Below are 18,877 nucleotides of genomic sequence, written 5' to 3'. Positions count from 1 at the left end.
GGGTCAAAACATTGTCTATGCGTCCATTTTTCTCTTCGTTGCGTTTGCGGGATTAATAATGGAGGCGGTTGCACCGGCGCGGGCACAGTCGGTAGGAACGGCCATGGCGCACGGTATCATCAAGTGGGGCGGCTACGCCGAAGTGCCCAGCCTAAGCACGCGCAAGCAGAAAGTGCCCACCTTCAACGAGGCCCATCCGGCCTTCGACGACCAGGTAGGCTGGTATAGCCTGCGGCTCAACGGCGCGGTGGGCCAAGGCGAGCTGGTGAACCTGGTGTACGAGCCTTTTTCGGCGGCCGATACTAAGCTCTTCAACGCGGCCAAGCTGCCGGCCGGGCCCGAGCCCACTCACGTCGGGCACCGAGATGAAGCAGGTGGTGACGCACCTGAGTTTGCGCCCCGTGCGCCGCAACCCCCAAACCGGCCAGCCCGAGCGCCTGCTTTCGTTTGATTATCGCTACACGCCCGGCGCCGGCAAAGCTGCCGCCCGCGGCACGGCGGCCCGCCCGCACGCCACGCGTTCGGTGCTGGCCTCCGGCGACTGGTACAAGCTGGGCGTGGCCGAAAGCGGCATCTACAAGCTCGACAAAACGGCGCTGCTCGACGTGATGGGCCTCAAAACCCTGCAGGGCATTAATCCCAACAACCTGCACGTGTACGGCAACGCCATGGGCGTGCTGCCCCAGCCCAACGCCGCCCCGCGCCCCGACGACCTGGCCGAAAACAACGTGCTGTTTGTGGGCAACGCCGACAATGTGTTCGACGACAACGAGTACGTGCTGTTTTACTCGCCCGGCGCCCATACCTGGGAAGCGCAGGGCGGCATATTCAAGCACCGCAACAACATTTACACCGACACCACCTACTATTTCGTGACGGTGAACAGCACGGCCGGGCGCCGCGTGCCCACGGCCGCCGCGCTGGCTGCCACCAGCACCACGCCCACTATCACCAGCTTCACGCACCGCGCCTTTCACGAGCACGACCTGCTCAACCTGATGCACAAGGCCGGCTCCAGTGGCTCAGGCTCGGGCCGCAACTGGGTAGGGGAGAGCATGGCAAACACCGGGCAGCTGGAAATTCCATTTAGCAGCATCCCCGACCTGCTGCCGGGCACGCCCATCCGGGTCACGTCGTCGGTGGTCGCGAATTCGGCGGCCGCCAGCGCTTTTCAGCTCACTTTGAACGGGGCCTCGCTGGGCAGTCAGCCCCTCGATGCCAAGCCCAACTACGAGTTTGGCGCCATTGCCACCGTGAGCACGGTCACCAAACAGGTGGCCCTTCCGGCGCCCGGGGAGGTGCTGCGGGTGGGCCTGAGCTACAGCAGCGGCGACCCCGGGGCTGTTGGCTACCTCGACTACCTGGAAATCAATGCCCAGCGGCAGCTGCTGCTGAGCGGCGCGCAGCTGGAGTTTCGCTCCCTGAGCAATATCGCGCCCCAGGCCTTGAATCGGTTTGAGCTGGCGAACGCCACTGGGGCGGTGGTGTGGGACGTGACCAACCCCGCCGGCCCGTGGCCCGCCCGCTGAGCATGGCCGGGGCCACTGCCACCTTCGTGGCGCCCGCCGATACCCTGCGCGAGTACGTGGCGCTGCAGCCCAACGGCACGTTCAACCGCCCGCGGGCCTTTGGCAAAGTGCCCAACCAGGACCTGCACGTCCTCAACAGCAACCCCAACGCGCTGCTGGATTTGGTTATCGTGACCTATCCGGCGTTTAAAGGGGAGGCGCAGCGGCTGGCCAGCCACCGCGCCGCCCACGACAAGCTGCGCGTGGCCGTGGTGACCACGGCAGAAGTATACAACGAGTACGGCTCGGGCGGGCAGGACGTGACGGCCATCCGCGACCTGATGAAGCAGCTGTACGACCGGGCCCCGGCCGGCAAGCAAATGCAGCTGCTGCTGTTCGGCGACGCTTCCTTCGACTACAAGTCGGGCCCTTACAACGACAAAGCATTCGAGCCCACGTGGTGGAAAGACCGCAGCCCGTTCAAATCCGACCCGGACTTTGACGCCGTCAACCAGAACTACGTGCCCACCTACGAGTCGCGCGAGTCGCTGGCTCCGTTTTATGGCGGCGCATTCGGGCAGGCCAGCTATTCTTCCGATGACTACTACGCCCTGCTCGACGACAACGAAGGCGAGTGGGACGAGCAGCGCCCCGGCAGCGAACTGCTCGACATGGGGGTGGGCCGCCTGCCCATTCGCATGCCCAGGGGTGAGAAGACCAACGCCAGCCAGGCCAAGGTGGTAGTCGATAAAATCATCGGCTACGATGCGGTGCCGGCTTACGGCAAGTGGCGCAACCGCATTACGCTGGTGTCGGACGATGGGGAAGGGGATTTGTTCGTGGGCCAGGGCTCGGAGCTGATTGCCAAGAGCATCCAAACCGATTATCCGGTGTACAACGTGCACAAAGTGTACCTCGATTTGTACCCGCAGGTGGCCGTGTCGGCGGGGCAGCGCTCGCTGGAAGCCAGCCGCGCCATCGACCAGTCCATTGAGCAAGGGTCCCTGATTGTCAACTACCTGGGCCACGGCGGCCCCAAGGGCTGGACCGACGAGCAAATGTTGACCAACGCCTCGGTGCTAGCCCTGCGCAACGCCAACAACCTGACGTTCTTCACCACCGGCACCTGCGACTTCAGCACCTACGACAACCCCGATTTTACTTCGGCCGGGGAGCAGGCCCTCACCGATAACGCCACCGGTGGGGCCGTGGGGCTGTTTACCACCACCCGCGTGGTGGACGCCGGGCTCAATGCCGGGCTCAACCAGGCGTATTTCAACCGCGTGCTGCGGCCCGTGAACGGGCAGATGCCCAGCATCGGCACCGTGGTGATGCTGAGCAAGAACGACTACCCCGGCGCGGGCCAGCCGGGCGTTATCAACAACCGCAACTACGTGCTGCTGGCCGACCCGAGCATGACGCTGGCCTACCCCCGGCAAAGCGTGGTGCTCGATAGCATCCGGACCCGCGTGGCCGGCGCCTGGGCGCCCGCCGATACGCTCAAAGCATTGGCCCGGGTGCGGCTGCACGGCCGCTTGCAGAACAATGGCGCGTTCAACAGTGCTTTCACGGGCCGGGCCCAGGTTTCTATTTACGACAAGCCCACCACCGTGATGACCCTGGGCAATGAATACAACCCGGCCGTTTCCAGTACGTTGCGCGACGCGCCCCGCCCGGTGGAGGTGCAGGAGAACCTGATTTATGGCGGCCAGGCCGAAGTGAAAAACGGCGAATTCAGCCTTTCCTTCGTCGTGCCCAAGGACATTAACTATAACATTGGGCTGGGCAAAATCAGCCTGTACGCCTTCGATGGCACCAACCGCGTCGACGCCAACGGCTACCACTCAAATCGGTGGGCGGGGCGGCTTCGGGCGTGGCCCGCGACACCATTCCGCCGGTTATCAACCTGTTTATGGACAGCGAGTCGTTCGCGTTTGGCGGCCTCACCGGACAGAACACCACCCTGCTGGCCAACCTCAGCGACGACAGCGGTATCAACACCACCGGCGCGGGCATCGGCCACGACATCACGGCCGTGCTCGACAACGACCCCAACAAGCTGCTTGTGCTCAACGATAGGTACGTCTCCAACGTAGGGGACTTCCGGGCCGGCAAAGTCAATACCTTGTTTAAAGACCTGGCGCCCGGGCCCCACTCGCTGCGGCTCAAGGCCTGGGACACCTACAACAACTCGGCGGAACGAGAAATCGAGTTTGTGGTGGCCCGCGACGAAAAGCTGGCCCTGACCCACGTGCTCAACTACCCCAATCCGTTTGCCAACTCAACTACGTTCTTCTTTGACCACAACCAGGCCGGCTCCGAGCCGGACAACCTGGATGTGCAAGTGCAGATTTTTACCGTGGCCGGTCATTTGGTACGCACCCTAACGGCCACGGTGCCCACTTCAGAGGCACATCAGCAAAGTATTACGTGGAATGGCCGCGACGAATACAATGACCAACTGGCCCGCGGCGTTTACGTGTACCGCCTGAGCGTGCGCTCGCAGCACAACGGTAGCACGGCTTCGAAGTACGAAAAACTCGTCATCCTCAATTAATCCGCCTTTATTTGCGTTCGGGCCGCGTCCGGCCTTCTTTCCCTCCTCTATGCAGCCTCTTTTTCCCCATTCGCGCTTGGCCCTGGTGGCCGGCTTGCTGGCCGTTGCGGCCACTTCCCACGCCCAAAGCCGCACCCAAAACCAAGGCACCATTACCACGGCCGTTCCCATTCTCACGCTCAGCCCCGATGCGCGCGGCTCGGCGCTGGGAGAAGCCGGGGTGGCTACTTCGCCCGATGCGAACGCCGGGTATTACAACGCTGGTAAGCTGGGCTTTGTGCCCTACAAGTACGCGGCTTCGCTCAACTATTCGCCCTGGCTGCGCAACATTACCGACGACATGAGCCTGTCCTACATCTCGGGCTATGGCAAAATCGGGCAGCGCTCGGCCCTGGGCGCGTCGCTGATGTACTTTGATTTGGGTACCATCGACTACCGCACCGGCGGCAACCTGCCGGCCGGCTCGTTCAGCCCCAAGGAGTACGCTCTCACGGTTTCCTACGGCCAGCAGCTCACCGACAACTTCGGCGTGGGCATCTCGGCGCGCTACGTGCGCTCCAACCTGGTGGGCACGGTACAGGGCAACGACGCCCGCCCCGGCAACGCGGCAGCCGTTGACCTGGGTGCTTACTACTCCAAGGACGCCACCATCGGCACGGGCTTGTACAACCTGGCCTTCGGTGCTTCCATCACCAACATCGGCAACAAGATTACCTACAACGACGCCGAGAACCCCAGCTTTCTGCCCACGACCCTGAAATTGGGCACGGCCCTGACCCGGGAAATTGACCAGTACAACAAGCTCACGCTCGTGTTCGATGCCACCAAGCTGCTGGTGCCCTCGCCGTACTACGATGTAAACGGCGTGCTGCTGGCCAACGACCCCATCGTAATCGAGCGCAACCGCGAGATTGCCGACAAGCCCATTGTGCCCGCCATCCTGGGCTCCTTCAGCGATGCCCCCGGCGGGTTTAAAGAAGAGCTGCGCGAAATCAACCTTTCTACCGGCCTGGAATACAACTACAACGACCTGCTCTATGCGCGCGGCGGCTACTTCTACGAAGCCCCCGACAAGGGCGACCGCCAGTACGCCAGCCTGGGCCTGGGCGTGCGCTACCAGGTGTTCGGCATCGATGGCACGTACCTCATTCCTATCGGCGACAACTCGCAGAACAGCCCCCTGGCCCAGACCATCCGGGTGTCGCTGCACTTCAACCTGAACAAGCTCTCGGAGGCTTTTGACGAAAAAGGGGCCGGCGGCACCACCGGCGACGTACCTTCGAACTAAGCAGCCTTAATTTCGTTGCACAAGAACTCCCCTTCTCGGTTGAGGAGGGGAGTTTGTTGTTCAATACCTTCGCTGATTATCCTCTTTTAGCCTCTAATAGATGCTCGACCGTACCGTCGCTCCTCCCGTTCAGCCGCTGGCCCGCGTTACCCTGCCGGCGGCCGACGTGCTTACCCTTCCCAGCGGCGCGCGCCTGCACGTGCTGGCCAACGACGCCCAGCCCGTGGTGCGGCTACAAGCCGTATTCCGGGCCGGCAAAACTGCCGAGCCCCGTCCCGGCCTGGCCTCCGTCACAGCCCGCATGCTGCTGGAAGGCACCACCACCCGCACCGCCCGCCAAATCGCCGACGAAGTGGCGTTCTACGGCGCCTCGCTGGAGTGCGACGCCGGCTTCGACCGCTCCACGCTCACGCTGTACTGCCTGACCCGGCACCTGCCCGCCTTGCTGCCCCTGGTGACGGATGTGCTCACCAACCCCGCGTTTCCGGAAGCCGAGCTGCAACAGCTCAAAACCCGCACCATCCAGAACGTGAGCGTGGAGCGCCAGAAAACCAGCTACCTGGCTTCCGAGCGTTTCAACGAGCTGCAGTTTGGCTCGGAAACTCCGTACGGCCGGCCCTTCGACAGCGCCACGTACCAGGCCCTGACGGTGGCCGAAGCCCAGGCTTTTCACCAGACCGCCTACGCCTTTGGCAACGCCGAAGTGTTTTTGTGCGGCGATGTAGCCGCCGAGCGCGAGCCTGGTGGCCGCGGCGTTCAGCACGCCCCCCATCACGACCCGGCAGGTAGTGGCTTCGCCCATTTCCAACGAGCCTTCTGCGAACGGAAAAGCCTTTGTGACTCCCGCCAACCGCGTAGACGTGGCCGGCAGCTTGCAGGCCTCCGTGCGCATGGGCCGGAGCTGGCCCAGCCCCAAGCACCCCGATACCCACCGCCTGAAACTACTGGTGAACGTGCTGGGCGGCTACTTCGGCTCGCGCCTGATGCGCAACATCCGCGAAGACAAGGGCCTGACGTATGGCATTTACGCCAGCGTCGCGCCGCGCGAGTTGGGCACCTCCCTGCTCATTGGCACCGATGTTAAGGGTGAAAGCGCCGACTACGCGGTGAGCGAAATCGAGATGGAGCTGCGCCGCCTGCAGCAGGAGCTGATTCCGGCCGAAGAGCTGGAAATCGTGAAGAACTACATCCTGGGCAAGTTTGCCAATGAGCTGTCCACCGTGTTTGAGCAGTGCGACAAGTACAAAAACACGGTCTTCCTGGACCTCCCGGCCGATTACTACACCCAGTTTGTGGAGCAAACCGAAGCCGCCGATGCAGAAACGCTGCGCCAGGCTGGCTCAGGAATACCTCACGCCCGACAACATGCAAGTCGTGATTGCCGGTCCCGCCGCCGTGGCGGAGCCTACGGCGTAGGTGTAGAAAGCTCGCAGCCCAGGGCACCTCACCCCCGGCCCCTCTCCAAAAGAGAGGGGAGCCACGGCACAAGTGTTTAGCTCAATTGTAAAGTAAAAAGGCCCGGCTCAATTGAGCCGGGCCTTTCTTTTGATTACCGTCAGGCTCCCTCTCTTTTGGAGAGGGGTCGGGGGTGAGGTGCCCCAGCCCGAGGGCGCCTACGCTGGCGTTTGAATAGCCGGCGGCGTGGGGTTGTATTCCGGGGTAGCCGTGCGGTGCTCGGCGCTTTTCTTGCCTTTGTCGTCCTTCACGTCCTTACGGCTGAAGGGGCGGATGATGAGGCGCAGGGCCTGGTCGGAACTGAAGTAGCTGAAGGCCCAGTCCACGAAGGCCACCACTTTGTTACGGAAGCCCACCAGCGTCATCAGGTGGACGAAGAGCCAGGTGAGCCAGCCAAAAAAGCCGTTGAAGTGGACGTTCTTGGGCAAGTCCACCACGGCTTTGTTGCGGCTCACGATGGCCATGGCCCCTTTGTTTTTGTACACGAAGTTTTTGGGTGCTTCGCCGCGCAGCAGGCGCTGCAGGTTCTCGGCCAGTTGGTCGGCCTGCTGTTGGGCTACGGGCGCGAGCATGGGCAGGCCGCGGGGCATGTCCTCGGTGACCATGTTGGCTAGGTCGCCGATGGCAAAGACATTGGGCAGGCCCTCTACCTGGTTCCAGCGGTTCACGGTCACGCGCTTGTTACGGGTCACGGCTTCGGCGGGCAGGCCGGGGACTTCGGCGCCGTTCACGCCGGCGGCCCACACTAGGTTTTCGGTCGGGATGTATTCGGTGTCGGAGAAATAGGCGCGGCAGTGCTCATAGTGCTTGATGGACGTGTTGAGCAGCACCTTCACGCCCAGGCTCGTCGAGGTAGCGCTTGGCGTCGGCCTGCGAGGCCGGCGACATGGGGCCCAGCAAGGCCGGCCCGGCTTCGACCAGGAAAATCTGCATCGTGCGCAAGTCCAGCTCGGGGTAGTCCTTGGGCAGCACGTGCTTGCGCATCTCGGCCAGCGAGCCGCTGATTTCGACGCCCGTGGGGCCACCGCCCACCACCACGATGTTGAGCAGGGCCTGGCGCTCGTCGGGGTTCTCGGTGAGCAGCGCTTTTTCGAAGTTCTGGAAGATAAAGCTCCGCAGGTTCAGGGCGTTGGGGATGCTCTTAATCTGCATCGCGTTGCGCTCGATGCTCTCCAGGCCGAAGAAGTTGGTGAGCGAGCCGGTGGCCAGCACCAGGTAATTGTAGCGGATGTCGCCCACGCTGGTTACCACCGTGTTGGTGGCGGAATCGACGCGGTGCACGTCGGCCATGCGGTAGAAGAAGTTCTTCTGGCCCGCAAAAATCTTGCGGATGGGGTACGCAATGCTGTCGGCTTCGAGGGCGCCGGTAGCCACCTGGTAGAGCAGGGGCTGGAAGTTGTGGTAGTTGTTGCGGTCGACGACTACCACCTGAACGGGCGCGTGGCGCAGGGCCTTGGCCAGGCGCAGGCCGCCAAAGCCGCAGCCGATGATAACCACGCGTGGGTGGGACGAAGCCGGAAGATTGGTATCCATAAGGGAAAAGCAGGAGTTAACCCTCGCTTTACCCGGAATGCCTTCAAGATGTTGCCGCTCGTCTCGTGGCCGAGCTGCCGTACCCCTACGAATTGAGCTAAGCCCGGCTTAGTCGTCGTAGTTGTCCTTCTTCTTGAACTCGCCATTTTTCACCTGCTGCACCAGCTTGAGCCAGCTGAAGGGGTTGAGCAGCGGGTTGTTGGCGTACACGCTCGGGCCCATGCCCATGCGGGTATCCTGGTTGTACTGCTGGTTCGACATGGTCTGCCGGAAGTTGGCCACCGCGCCCATGGGCTGGGTGTTGAAGATGCGGCGCATGAGCTGCTCGTTCAGGTTGTCGGCGGCGGCGCTGCCCCGCTCGGTGGGCAGGCGCAGGGCCAGAAAGGCCTTTTTGAAGTCGCGCTCGGTGGTGTAGGGAAACACGCGGACTTCCTCCAGCATGGTGGCGTCTTCCCGCAGCCGAATGATAACCGAATAGCTCTGGCGCTGGAAATCGGCCGGAATAATAATGGTTTCGTTGGCGTAGCCCAGCGAGCGAATCACGATGCTGTCGCCGGCCAGCACGGCCATGGAAAAGTAGCCGTAGGCGTTGGATGCCGTGCCGCGGCCGGCATTGGGCACGTAGATGGTGGCGCCGGGCACGCCCAGCAGGCTGTCGCCGCTGGCCACAATGCCCGTGAACTGAATCACCTTGCGCTTGCCCTGGGCCTGGGCCGAGGGCGCCGCCAGCAGCAGCATGCCCAGCAGGGCCACAGCAAAGAATAAGGAGAAGCGACGAAGACGCAAGAGGTCAGGCATGTTTAGGAGAACGTAAAACAAATATACGGCGCCAGGGTCGGGGCCAATTGTAACTTTGGGCAGAAAGAACCAAGGGCGCACGCCCCCTTCCCAGACAGCAGATGCGCTTGAAACATTTCACGGTTGCTTTTGGGCAGCAACTTTTTAAATCCTTGGGCGACGAAAGCCGGGTGCGCATCCTGCATTTGCTCTGGCGCAACCGCGAAATGGTGGTGGCCGACCTGGAGCAAGTGCTCGATTTTACCCAGACCAAAACCAGTCGGCAATTAGCATACCTGAAAAACGCGGGCCTGGTGAGCGTGCGCCGGCTCGACAACTGGATGTATTACTTCCTGAAGGAAGAGGCGGCGGAATTGCTGCAGGAGTTGCTTGGCTTCATGGAAAAAGACCCGCAGGCTGCTGCACGACCAGCAGGTGTACCAAACGCTGTGGTCGAACCGCGAGCCTGGCCGCGTATAAGCTCCAAAACCGGCACTGGCACGGGGCGAAGTAGCGTTCTGCGGTTTTCATTAAGCACGTCATGCTGAGCGCAGTCGAAGCATCTCGCATGTAGTCACTAATCCTTACGATTGAGTTACTGCTGCACGCGAGATGCTTCGACTGCGCTCAGCATGACGGTTCTTTCCTCTTAATAATTATGCCTCAATGAGCAACGACCGCCGCCTTTTTGTGTGCACCAACCAAAAGTCCGGAGTGGGGGAGGACGTGGCCAAGGCTCTCAAGAAAGAGCTCAAAAACCAGGGCCTGAAAAAGCAGGTGGTACAGGGCCAAAAGCTGCGCACCCAGGTGCAAACCTGCAATTGCCTGGACCTGTGCCGCGACTGCAAGAAGGGCCCCGGCGCCGCCCTCATCGTCTACCCCGAAGGTACTGTATATGGCAACGTGCGCCCCACCGATGCCGCCGAGCCTGGTGGCCGAGCATCTGGGCCGGGGGCACGTGGTAAAGCGCCTGAAACTTGACTAATCCAGCGGCTGGCTTCCCCGAAAAGTGTGCTTATCTTGGGACGGCCTTGTCGAGTTCAAACCGTAAGCGGACGTATTCCGTTGTTAGCTCAATATAAAGTTTTTACTCCCCTACACATGCGCTTCCCCCTTGCAGCCCTGGCCCTGGCCGGGCTGACTTTTGCCGCCTCGGCCCAGACCACGGCGCGCCTCGATTCGGCTACTACTGCCTCCTCGGCTGCAACGTCGGCGTTGCCCGCTGCACCACCGAAACTTCCGAACGATGTCAAGCCCAAGCGCCTCACCATTCTGCCCATTCCGGTGATTTTCTACCAGGCTGAAACCGGCCTGGGCTACGGCCTGGGCGGCCTGCTCAGCGGCCGCTTCTCCGACGATACCCTCACGCGCCCCTCCAACATCCGGGCGCAGTACTGGCAGACCCAGAAGAAGCAGTCGCTCATTCAGCTGGTGCACACGGTGTACACTCCCGGCGAGAAGTTCTACCTCAACGGCGAAATAAGCGCCTACGACCAACTGCTGTATTACTACGGCATTGGCCCCAAAAGCCAGAGCATCGACGAGTCGGAAACAGCTTACAAGCTGTTCATTATCAACCAGCGCATTCAGAAGGCCATTGCGCCCAAGGTGTTCTTTGGAGCCCAGTACCGCTTTACCGGCATACGGGATATCGAAATTCCGACTGGCACCGTGGATGCGCAGGGCACCAACGTCAACGTGTTTCTGCGCGACCCGCGCGTGACGCCCCGCGAGCGGGAAGACACCCACGTCTCGGGCCTGGGCCCGGTATTTACCTACGATACCCGCGACGTGCCTTTGGCCGCTTTCCGGGGCAATCTGGTGGATGCCAGCGTGATGTTCAATGGCTCCGGCCTGGGCTCCGACTACCGCTTCGTGCGCTACCAGGCTCGATGCCCGCCACTTCCAGCCGGTGTTTTCTGAGCGCACCATCCTGGCCCTGCATTTCCTGGGGCAGTTCCACACCGGCGATGTACCGTTTCGGGAGCTGGCCGGCCTCGGGGCCAACCTGGGCGGCTCACTTTACAACAACGCCAACCTGCTGCGCGGCATCTACGAGCAGCGCTTCCGCGACCGCCAGATGGTTACCTTTCAGGCCGAGCTGCGCCAGAAGCTGTTCTGGCGCATCGATGGGGCCGTGTTTGGCGGCGTGGGCAACGTGAGCAACTACATCGACAAGTTCAGCCTCAGCAACACCAAGTATGCCGGCGGCGCGGGTATTCGCTTCAACTTCATCCGCCGCGACCGGCTCAACCTGCGTCTGGACTACGCCGGCGGCACGGGCAGCAAGCCGGGCATCCTTTTCGCCATTGGCGAGGCGTTCTAGCTCAGTTAAAATTAATTGAGCAACTGGCTGACCATTTTGATTTTAAAGCTTCTCTATTGCTAGAGGAGCTTTTTCTTTGGGGAAGCAGCAGCGCCAGGAGTACCGGCGGATGATGGTATGGGCGGTTGCGTTTCCTCCGGAATATATTTTAGTATAAGCGAAGGATTCTTAAATTCCTTGACTTTCAGAACGTAACCTTAAGGCCACGGTTTAGGATAAGCAGCAATGTGCTAAGCTGAACTATACCTTTTGTTAACCTCTGGCGTACGAACGGTTTATGGACCACGCTACGCCTGCTCGCTTTCTCGGTTCCCAGGAGGCTACTGCCCCGGCTCCGGTTCTTCAGGCCGTGGTTTTGCCGGCCGCTCCGCGACGAGGACGCGAAGCCTCGCGGCTGCACCGGCAGCTGCCGCCGCCGCGCACCGGCTTGCAGCTGAGCGTCATCATCCCGGCCAAAGATGAGGCGGCCAACCTGCCCGCTACCCTGGCTGCCCTGGCTGCCCAGACCGATTTGGAAGGCCGGCCGCTGCCGCCGGGCTGCTACGAAGTCATTGTGCTGGCCAACAACTGCACCGATGCCACGGCCGCCGTGGTGCGCCAGCTGGCTGGCCGGTACTGCCACTTGCCGCTGTACGTGGCCGAGCTCAGCTTGCCTGCCGCTAAAGCGCACGTCGGCAGCGCCCGCCGCTTGCTCATGGACGAGGCTTGTGCCCGGCTCGAGCAGGTTGGGAGCGCGCTCGGCATCATCGCCAGCACCGACGCCGATACCTGCGTGGCGCCCACGTGGCTGGCCGCCATCCAGGCCGAAATCGCGGCCGGGGCCGCCGCCGTAGGGGGCGCATCTTTACGGAAATCAACACCGTGGCCCTGACCCCGCTGCGCCGCCTGCAGCTTCGCGATACGGCCTACCACCTGCTGTGCGCCCGCCTCGAGGCCTTGCTCGACCCCAACCCCGCCGACCCGTGGCCGCGGCACCACCAGCATTTTGGCGCCAGCCTGGCCCTCACGGCCCGCGCCTACCGGCAAGTGGGCGGGCTGCCCGAAAAGTGCTTTCTGGAGGACGAGGCCCTGTGCCACTCTCTGTACCGGCACGACTTGGCCGTGCGCCACAGCCCGCACGTGCAGGTGCTTACCTCGGCCCGCCGGCAGGGCCGGGTCGAAGTTGGCCTCTCGTGGCAGTTGCGCGAATGGCTCCACATGAGCCGGGAGCAGCGCGAGCCGCAAGTGCCCAACCCCACGGAGCTGGCCGCGCGGTGGCTTCTGCGCCGCCAGTTACGTCATTATTGGGCCAGCCGCCCCACACAGCAGCACCAAGGCCTGGCCATGCGCCTGGGCTTGCCCGCGTTGGCGCTATTGGCTCGGGTGCAACGCGCCGCTACCTTTGGCGAGCTCTGGCAAGGGCTGCTCGATAGTGCGGTGGTGGCTCCACTGACCACCGTGCCGTTGGCGCAGGCCTTGCTGGAGCTGCCGGTGCTTATCAAGCAATATAGCTTGCAAAAAGCTGCTTAGTTGGAGCTAAAGGGGCTTAATGTCAGCTAAATCGGAATTTAGACAATCCTGTATTGGCTCAACTTTTTCAAACAGGTCGAGCCGGTACTTTTCGTGGCGTTGGCCGGTGAGGTGGCGCAGGGGGCCCTGGTTGGCGGCTTTGCTGAGGAACAATTCGTGCACATCGTCTCCGGTTAGGGGGTAGTCGTGCACGGGAGGCGTCCAGTGTACGAGCAGGAGGTGGCCGCCCGGCGTGAGCATGGCCACCAGTTGGTCGGCGGCGCGGGCCAGGTCAGCAGCCGACCAGTAGTAGCCTACCTCGGACATCAGAAGTAAATCGAACGACTCGTTGGGCAACTCTTCGGGCACCTGCATGCGCTGTAGTTCCACTTGCGGCAGCTTGGCGCAGCGCAGCCGGGCCTGGGCCAGGGCGGCTTCGCTCACGTCCACGGCCAGCAAGTGGCCGCAGCGCGGGGCCAGTTGGGCCGTTAGCACCCCCAGCGAACAGCCTATTTCAAACGCGTTAGGGTAGTGCGCCCGGGGCAAAGCCGCCAGGGTGGTGGCGTACTTTTCCCGCTCGTACGGGCTGGTTTCAAAATTCCACGGGTCGCGGTTGGCCTGGTACACCTGGTCGAAATATTCCGGGGGCAACGAGTTGGGCTGATTTTGATTCATGGGACAAGTGCTTCAAAGTAAACTTCGTACGGGCCGCTGAAATGCGCCAGCATCTCCTTCGATAACAGGAAGCCTCCCGGGTCGTCGGTAAAAATGCCGGGCGCAACTTGTGAACGGTGCGCGGCAATGGCCCGTTGCTTTAGCCCCACCACTGCGGCTATATCCAGTTGAAAGCCGCGTACTTCGTCTGCTGCCGTGGGCAAGTCGGCCGGGGCGGCCCGTTCCCAAGCCCATACTACATATTCGAGCCGGCGAGGCGGGTTTGGCATGCTGGCCAAGGCCGCTTGCACTAGGTGGCTGGTGGCGCGGTGGTCGGGGTGCGGGTCGCGCCGCCAGGGCACCACCACCGTAGCAGCCTGTTGGGCTATTAGAAAATCCTGGAGCTGAGCCACCGCCTGCACAAAGCTGGGTTCATTGGTAGTGGCCGGCACCCGGCTGTCGGGCAGGCCGAGCAAAAGCGGCTCAACGGCATCGGTGCCCAGGATGCTGAGGGCGTGGCGGAATTCGGTTTCTCGTACCGCGCGGCGGGCCAGAGCCGAAAATAACTCGGAGGCGGGGTGCGACATGGTACCGTCGCTTACCAAGACCGCAGTTACGGGGTTTCCTGTTTGGCCCAGTAGGGCCAGCAGCCCTCCGCAGCCCAGGGCCTCGTCGTCGGGGTGCGGGGCCACTACTACCGTCGAGCCCAGCTCGGCCACGAAGCTGCCAGGACGCACCGGATAAGAAGCAAAGGGAAGACCAGCAGTATCATTCAAGTGAAAGCAGCTTGGAGGTGAATCCTAGCTTACGAATTCTTTGCCTTCGAGAACGAAGCGGCCCACATCGGCCAGGGCCCCATCGGGGGCGGGCTGGCGCAGGTAGTGCGTGAGGTCGCGGTGCAGGCGCTCGAAGGGGAGGGGCTGCAGCAGGCCCCGGGCGCCCACGCTGCGCTCGGCCAGCTGCAGGATGCTGAGGCAGATGGTTTCGACGGCCGTGCGCGTCATGTTGGCGTAGGCCACGGTGGCTTCGGCCGCTTCGGCGGTGGTCGCGCCGGGGCGGGCGGCGTGCTCGGCTGCGCTGCGCAGCCACTGGCGGCCGCTTTCCAGGGCAATGGCCATCTCGCCCAGCCGCTGACGCTGGTAGGGGTCGTCGGTACGGCCCAGGCCGCGCAGGAAGCCGCGGGTCTCTTCGTACACAGCGGCGGCCCCGCCCAACTGCACGGCGGCAAACCGGATGGCGCCGCCGCTAAACGTGGGCTGCCGGTAGTAGGCATTGGGCGGGCCGATGAGGTCCTCCGGCCCAATCTCCAGCCCGGTCAAATCGGCTCGGAAGCTGGCCGTGGCCCGCATCCCCAAGGGCCGCCAAAAGGAGCGGTCCAGCACCGGCGGCTGGGCATCGGCTGGCAGCACAAATAGCTGCCAGCCTTTCCTCAGGCAGCGCCCCGCTGATGAGGGGCCGCGCCAGGTACCCGGCGCCCGAAGCGAAGGTTTTGGCGCCGCGCAGGCGGTAGCGGCCGTTGGGCAAGGCTTCCAGGTGCACGCCGTCGGCCGGGTTCTCGGTGTTCCAAACGCCGAACAGCAAGCCGGCGCGGGCATCGGCGGCATAGCGAGCTACCTGCCCGGAAGTGCCGAGCTGCTGAATCAGCATGAGGGCATTCAAATGGCCTTCGTACACCCGGCCCACCGCCAGATTGCCTTGCCCCATCGACTGCAGCACCCGCAACAGCGGGAGGGTAGCGGCCGTGGCTTGCAACCCCGCGCCGCCTAGGGCGGCCGGCAGGGCCGCCGTGAGCAAGCCTGCCGCGCGCAGCCAGTTGAATTCCTGGGTTGGAAATGCGCCCACCACGTCGGTTTCGGCGGCCTGGGCTGCCAGGCGCGGGACCAGTTGTGCAGCCGCAGCTTCGGCCTGCGCCGGGCTAGCTAAGAGGCGTGGTATTGCGGCTGCACCAGCCCAGGTGGTGGGTTCGGCCGCCTCCGACCAAGGCTCGGCACTTGTTGAAGATAATAACTCAGTGGCCATGGTGTTAGGGGGCGAATCAGGAGTGAATAAATCAACCGGAAGCCTACTCTATTGTTCTGCTCTGGCTTCGTCAAATCGTTGCTGAGCGGGTGGTAACAATTCCGTAATGCCTGAGCTAGGTCCTCGCCGGGGCGGGGCCGTACCTTCGCGGTGGCAATTGTGCCCTGCTTATTCGCCCGTTTTTATGTCGTCCCGCCCCATCCGCGCCGCCCTGCTTTCCGTGTACCACAAAGACCGGCTGGCCCCCTTGGTGCAGGTGCTGCGGCAGCACGGCGTCACGCTGTACTCCACTGGCGGCACCCAGAAATTCCTGGAGGACGAAGGCGCCGAAGTAACGGCCGTGGAAGACCTGACCGGCTTCCCGGAAGTATTCGGCGGCCGCGTGAAAACCCTGCACCCCAAGGTATTCGGCGGCATCCTGCACCGCCGCGACAACGAGGCCGACCTGGCCCAGGCCGAGCAGCACGGCATCCCGCCCATCGATTTGGTGGTGGTGGACCTGTACCCCTTCGAAGAAACCGTAGCCAGCGGCGCCGAGGAGGCCGATGTCATCGAGAAGATTGACATCGGCGGCATTTCGCTGCTGCGCGCCGCCGCCAAGAACTACCGCGATGTGCTGGTTGTCAGCAGCCGCGACCAGTACGCTGCCGTGACGGAGCTGCTGACCACCAAAAACGGTTCAACTGACCTCGAAGACCGGCGCCACTACGCCGCCGCCGCCTTCGCCACCACTTCGCACTACGACACCGAGATTTTCGGCTACTTGAGCCAGGGCACCGCCGTGGCCGGCACCGCCCTGCGCCTGAGTGCCCAGCCCGCCACGCCCCTGCGCTACGGCGAAAACCCCCACCAGGCCGGCACGTTCTACGGCGACCTGACGGCGCTGTTCGACCAGCTGCACGGCAAGCAGCTCAGCTACAACAACCTCGTGGACGTAGACGCGGCCGTGGCCCTGATGGCCGAGTTTTCCGATGGCCAGCCCGCCTGCGCCATCCTCAAGCACACCAACGCTTGCGGCGTGGCCCAAGCTGCCACGCTCCGCGACGCGTACGTGAATGCCCTGAGCTGCGACCCGACGTCTGCCTTCGGCGGCGTCATCATCGTGAACAAGGAAGTGGACGCCGCTACCGCGGCCGAGCTCAACCAGCTCTTCTTCGAGGTCCTGATTGCGCCCAGCTTCGCCGCCGATGCGCTGCCCGTGCTGCAAAGCAAGAAAAACCGCATTCTGCTGCGCCAGAAGCCGGTGCAGTTCCCGGCCAAGCAGGTAAAGACCTTGCTCAACGGCATTATTGAGCAGGACGCCGACCGCCAGACCGAGACCGTGAAGGACTTCCGCACCGTGACCCAGTCGGCCCCCACCGACGAGGAACTGACGGCCCTGGAATTTGCTGGCAAAATCTGCAAGCACACCAAGAGCAACACCATCGTGCTGGCGCGCGCCGGCCGCCTGCTGGCCTCCGGTGTGGGCCAGACCTCCCGCGTCGACGCCCTGCGCCAGGCCATCGAAAAGGCCCGCAGCTTCGGCTTCGACTTGCACGGCGCCGTGATGGCCTCCGATGCATTCTTCCCCTTCCCCGACTGCGTGGAAATTGCCGGCGCGGCCGGCGTCCGCGCCGTGGTGCAGCCCGGCGGCTCTATCAAAGACGCCGACAGCATCAAAGCCTGCGACGAACTGGGCATGGCTATGGTGCTCACCGGCGTGCGCCACTTCAAGCACTAATAAGTAGAAGGCGCCGATAGAAAACTCCCCTCCTTAGTTAAGGAGGGGATGTTCGAGCCAACGGCTCGGACGGGGGTGGTTGCCCTCGTCGAACGACACGCGAACGAGTTGGGCTGGAATCGTTCGGATGTCGTTCAACGACTTCACCACCCCAGCTCAACTTGACAGTTGAGCGTCCCCTCCTTAAAAAAGGAGGGGAGTAGGTTCTTCTTACCTGGCTGACCGGCCCGGAAGTTATGTTTAACCTCCGCCGAAACCTTCCGTACCTTTGCCCATTATTTTGCCCGAGCAACACCTTGGGCTCCGCCTTATTGCAGCTAACTCAATGGGTTTCTTTAATTTCCTAACCAGCGATATTGCCATCGACCTGGGTACGGCCAATACGCTCATCATCCATAACGACAAAATCGTGGTGGATGAGCCGAGCATCATCGCCAAAGACCGCACCACCAATAAAGTCATCGCTGTGGGCCGCCAGGCGCAGCAGATGCACGAAAAGACCCACGACAATATCCGCACCATCCGGCCGCTGAAGGACGGGGTTATTGCCGATTTCCACGCCGCCGAGGAAATGATAAAGGGCATGATTAAGATGATTGACACGCGCAACCGGCTGTTTCAGCCCTCGCACCGCATGGTCATCTGCATCCCGTCGGGCATCACCGAAGTGGAGAAACGCGCCGTACGGGACTCTGCCGAGCACGCCGGCGCCAAGGAAGTCTGGATGATTCAAGAGCCCATGGCCGCGGCCATCGGCATCGGCATCGACGTGCAGCAGCCCGTGGGCTCGATGATAATCGACATCGGAGGCGGCACCACCGAAATCGCCGTGATTGCCCTGTCGGGCATCGTGTGCGACCAGTCCATCAAAACTGCCGGCGACGTTTTCAACCAGGACATTCTCGACTACATGCGTCGCCAGCACAACCTGCTCATCGGTGAGCGCTCGGCCGAGCGCATCAAAATCGAAGTAGGCGCGGCCCTGACCGAGCTCGACGTGCCCCCGCCCGACCACGAAGTGCGCGGCCGCGACCTGATGACGGGTATTCCGAAAGTCATTCGCGTGACCTTCTCGGAAATCGCCATTGCCCTCGATAAATCGGTGGCGAAAATCGAAGAAGCCGTACTGAAAGCCCTCGAAATCTCGCCGCCCGAACTCTCGGCCGACATTTACGAAAACGGCATTCACCTCACCGGCGGCGGCGCCTGCTGCGCGGCCTCGACAAGCGCTTGGCGGCCAAAACCAAGCTGCCCATTCACATTGCCGAAGACCCGCTGCGTGCTGTGGTGCGCGGTACTGGCCAGGCCATCAAAGACATCCAGGCTTTCAAAGGCGTGCTTCTCACTTAAGTTAAATGAGGAATGAAGAATGAGGAATGAGGAATTGGTCGTTGGGCTGATTCTTCATTCCTCATTCTTCATTCTTAATTAGAATAAGCCCCGTGCGGAATTTATTTCTTTTCCTATTTCGCTTTCGCGGGGCGCTGATATTTGGCTTGTTGGAAATATTCAGCCTGTATTTATACGTTACCAATAGCTCGTATCAGCGGGC

The 18,877-nt window shown here is 62.4% G+C and carries 20 protein-coding genes and 2 pseudogenes; 15 read left to right on the top strand and 7 right to left on the bottom strand.

Translation table 11 applies throughout. The annotated features are described in order from the left end of the window. The first annotated feature begins 103 nt into the window (after positions 1-103). The 7 genes and pseudogenes from ACFQT0_RS25825 (at position 104) to ACFQT0_RS25795 (ending at position 6,849) form a co-directional block, all read left to right on the top strand. Positions 104-451: a hypothetical protein gene (locus ACFQT0_RS25825; RefSeq protein ID WP_380205852.1), complete on the top strand. Its 348-nt coding sequence runs from the start codon at positions 104-106 to the stop codon at positions 449-451. Beyond that, on the top strand, positions 366-1,529 hold the full coding sequence (locus tag ACFQT0_RS25820) for a hypothetical protein (RefSeq protein ID WP_380205851.1): 1,164 nt from the start codon (positions 366-368) through the stop codon (positions 1,527-1,529). Before ACFQT0_RS25825 ends, ACFQT0_RS25820 begins: the two co-directional genes overlap by 86 nt. Beyond that, complete coding sequence (gene porU, locus ACFQT0_RS25815) at positions 1,514-3,604, top strand: type IX secretion system sortase PorU (protein WP_380205850.1); 2,091 nt, start codon at positions 1,514-1,516, stop codon at positions 3,602-3,604. The genes ACFQT0_RS25820 and porU overlap by 16 nt, the downstream gene beginning before the upstream one ends. Further along, positions 3,544-4,065 (top strand): T9SS type A sorting domain-containing protein, encoded by a 522-nt coding sequence (locus ACFQT0_RS25810; RefSeq protein ID WP_380206140.1) that lies wholly within the window; start codon positions 3,544-3,546, stop codon positions 4,063-4,065. Before porU ends, ACFQT0_RS25810 begins: the two co-directional genes overlap by 61 nt. A gap of 49 nt (positions 4,066-4,114) precedes the next feature. Next, positions 4,115-5,353, top strand: a complete 1,239-nt coding sequence (porV, locus tag ACFQT0_RS25805; RefSeq protein WP_380205849.1) for a type IX secretion system outer membrane channel protein PorV — start codon at positions 4,115-4,117, stop codon at positions 5,351-5,353. A 100-nt stretch (positions 5,354-5,453) separates the two neighbouring features. Next, positions 5,454-5,891, top strand: a pseudogene (locus ACFQT0_RS25800) (M16 family metallopeptidase); the annotation flags it as partial. A 352-nt stretch (positions 5,892-6,243) separates the two neighbouring features. Further along, positions 6,244-6,849 (top strand): M16 family metallopeptidase, encoded by a 606-nt coding sequence (locus ACFQT0_RS25795; protein ID WP_380205848.1) that lies wholly within the window; start codon positions 6,244-6,246, stop codon positions 6,847-6,849. Between the two features lie 117 nt (positions 6,850-6,966). Here the strand turns inward: ACFQT0_RS25795 and ACFQT0_RS25790 are convergent, their stop codons facing one another. From ACFQT0_RS25790 to ACFQT0_RS25780, 3 genes are all read right to left on the bottom strand, one after another. Then, positions 6,967-7,644 (bottom strand): NAD(P)/FAD-dependent oxidoreductase, encoded by a 678-nt coding sequence (locus ACFQT0_RS25790; protein WP_380205847.1) that lies wholly within the window; start codon positions 7,642-7,644, stop codon positions 6,967-6,969. After that, a complete protein-coding gene (locus ACFQT0_RS25785) occupies positions 7,607-8,341 on the bottom strand; it encodes an NAD(P)/FAD-dependent oxidoreductase (RefSeq protein WP_380205846.1) in 735 nt (244 codons plus the stop codon). Before ACFQT0_RS25785 ends, ACFQT0_RS25790 begins: the two co-directional genes overlap by 38 nt. 108 nt (positions 8,342-8,449) lie before the next feature. After that, on the bottom strand, positions 8,450-9,139 hold the full coding sequence (locus tag ACFQT0_RS25780; RefSeq protein WP_380205845.1) for a carboxypeptidase-like regulatory domain-containing protein: 690 nt from the start codon (positions 9,137-9,139) through the stop codon (positions 8,450-8,452). Positions 9,140-9,291: 152 nt separating this feature from the next. On the opposite strand from ACFQT0_RS25780, the gene ACFQT0_RS25775 reads away from it, so the two are divergent. From ACFQT0_RS25775 to ACFQT0_RS25750, 6 genes are all read left to right on the top strand, one after another. Beyond that, positions 9,292-9,666 carry an ArsR/SmtB family transcription factor gene (locus ACFQT0_RS25775; protein WP_380205844.1) on the top strand — a complete coding sequence of 125 codons (375 nt, stop codon included), beginning with the start codon at positions 9,292-9,294 and terminating at the stop codon, positions 9,664-9,666. Between the two features lie 142 nt (positions 9,667-9,808). Beyond that, on the top strand, positions 9,809-10,099 hold the full coding sequence (locus ACFQT0_RS25770) for a (2Fe-2S) ferredoxin domain-containing protein (RefSeq protein WP_380205843.1): 291 nt from the start codon (positions 9,809-9,811) through the stop codon (positions 10,097-10,099). A 120-nt stretch (positions 10,100-10,219) separates the two neighbouring features. Further along, a complete protein-coding gene (locus ACFQT0_RS25765; RefSeq protein WP_380205842.1) occupies positions 10,220-11,041 on the top strand; it encodes a hypothetical protein in 822 nt (273 codons plus the stop codon). Further along, positions 11,031-11,444: a hypothetical protein gene (locus tag ACFQT0_RS25760; protein ID WP_380205841.1), complete on the top strand. Its 414-nt coding sequence runs from the start codon at positions 11,031-11,033 to the stop codon at positions 11,442-11,444. The genes ACFQT0_RS25765 and ACFQT0_RS25760 overlap by 11 nt, the downstream gene beginning before the upstream one ends. Before the next feature lie 277 nt (positions 11,445-11,721). After that, positions 11,722-12,315, top strand: coding sequence for a glycosyltransferase (locus ACFQT0_RS25755; protein WP_380205840.1), 594 nt, complete (start codon positions 11,722-11,724; stop codon positions 12,313-12,315). Beyond that, positions 12,306-12,953, top strand: coding sequence for a hypothetical protein (locus ACFQT0_RS25750; RefSeq protein WP_380205839.1), 648 nt, complete (start codon positions 12,306-12,308; stop codon positions 12,951-12,953). Before ACFQT0_RS25755 ends, ACFQT0_RS25750 begins: the two co-directional genes overlap by 10 nt. 6 nt (positions 12,954-12,959) lie before the next feature. Here the strand turns inward: ACFQT0_RS25750 and ACFQT0_RS25745 are convergent, their stop codons facing one another. The 4 genes from ACFQT0_RS25745 to ACFQT0_RS25730 form a co-directional block, all read right to left on the bottom strand. Continuing rightward, a complete protein-coding gene (locus ACFQT0_RS25745) occupies positions 12,960-13,607 on the bottom strand; it encodes a class I SAM-dependent DNA methyltransferase (RefSeq protein ID WP_380205838.1) in 648 nt (215 codons plus the stop codon). Next, positions 13,604-14,323 (bottom strand): PIG-L deacetylase family protein, encoded by a 720-nt coding sequence (locus ACFQT0_RS25740; protein ID WP_380205837.1) that lies wholly within the window; start codon positions 14,321-14,323, stop codon positions 13,604-13,606. The genes ACFQT0_RS25745 and ACFQT0_RS25740 overlap by 4 nt, the downstream gene beginning before the upstream one ends. A gap of 63 nt (positions 14,324-14,386) precedes the next feature. Next, positions 14,387-14,905, bottom strand: a complete 519-nt coding sequence (locus ACFQT0_RS25735; protein WP_380205836.1) for an acyl-CoA dehydrogenase family protein — start codon at positions 14,903-14,905, stop codon at positions 14,387-14,389. Beyond that, a complete protein-coding gene (locus ACFQT0_RS25730) occupies positions 14,832-15,605 on the bottom strand; it encodes an acyl-CoA dehydrogenase family protein (protein ID WP_380205835.1) in 774 nt (257 codons plus the stop codon). The genes ACFQT0_RS25735 and ACFQT0_RS25730 overlap by 74 nt, the downstream gene beginning before the upstream one ends. Positions 15,606-15,789: 184 nt before the next feature. Between ACFQT0_RS25730 and purH the strand changes: the two genes are divergently transcribed. After that, complete coding sequence (purH, locus tag ACFQT0_RS25725) at positions 15,790-17,325, top strand: bifunctional phosphoribosylaminoimidazolecarboxamide formyltransferase/IMP cyclohydrolase (protein WP_380205834.1); 1,536 nt, start codon at positions 15,790-15,792, stop codon at positions 17,323-17,325. Between the two features lie 325 nt (positions 17,326-17,650). Beyond that, positions 17,651-18,675 (top strand): annotated as a pseudogene (locus ACFQT0_RS25720) (rod shape-determining protein). Positions 18,676-18,877: the final 202 nt, after the last annotated feature.

It is taken from the genome of Hymenobacter humi, assembly GCF_042665855.1.
In the GTDB taxonomy this organism is placed as follows: Bacteria; Bacteroidota; Bacteroidia; order Cytophagales; family Hymenobacteraceae; genus Hymenobacter; species Hymenobacter humi.
Note: the sequence above shows the minus strand (reverse complement) of the source record. Positions and strands in the feature narration are given on the sequence as shown.

What these genes read in the sequence shown, in the direction of transcription:
- ACFQT0_RS25785 (WP_380205846.1), bottom strand. Translation starts at nt 8,341, where the DNA reads ATGGATACCAATCTTCCGGCTTCGTCCCACCCACGCGTGGTTATCATC.
- ACFQT0_RS25730 (WP_380205835.1), bottom strand. Translation starts at nt 15,605, where the DNA reads ATGGCCACTGAGTTATTATCTTCAACAAGTGCCGAGCCTTGGTCGGAG.
- ACFQT0_RS25820 (WP_380205851.1), top strand. Translation starts at nt 366, where the DNA reads ATGAAGCAGGTGGTGACGCACCTGAGTTTGCGCCCCGTGCGCCGCAAC.
- porV (WP_380205849.1), top strand. Translation starts at nt 4,115, where the DNA reads ATGCAGCCTCTTTTTCCCCATTCGCGCTTGGCCCTGGTGGCCGGCTTG.
- purH (WP_380205834.1), top strand. Translation starts at nt 15,790, where the DNA reads ATGTCGTCCCGCCCCATCCGCGCCGCCCTGCTTTCCGTGTACCACAAA.
- ACFQT0_RS25780 (WP_380205845.1), bottom strand. Translation starts at nt 9,139, where the DNA reads ATGCCTGACCTCTTGCGTCTTCGTCGCTTCTCCTTATTCTTTGCTGTG.
- ACFQT0_RS25825 (WP_380205852.1), top strand. Translation starts at nt 104, where the DNA reads ATGGCGCACGGTATCATCAAGTGGGGCGGCTACGCCGAAGTGCCCAGC.
- ACFQT0_RS25765 (WP_380205842.1), top strand. Translation starts at nt 10,220, where the DNA reads ATGCGCTTCCCCCTTGCAGCCCTGGCCCTGGCCGGGCTGACTTTTGCC.
- ACFQT0_RS25795 (WP_380205848.1), top strand. Translation starts at nt 6,244, where the DNA reads ATGGGCCGGAGCTGGCCCAGCCCCAAGCACCCCGATACCCACCGCCTG.
- ACFQT0_RS25755 (WP_380205840.1), top strand. Translation starts at nt 11,722, where the DNA reads ATGGACCACGCTACGCCTGCTCGCTTTCTCGGTTCCCAGGAGGCTACT.
- ACFQT0_RS25745 (WP_380205838.1), bottom strand. Translation starts at nt 13,607, where the DNA reads ATGAATCAAAATCAGCCCAACTCGTTGCCCCCGGAATATTTCGACCAG.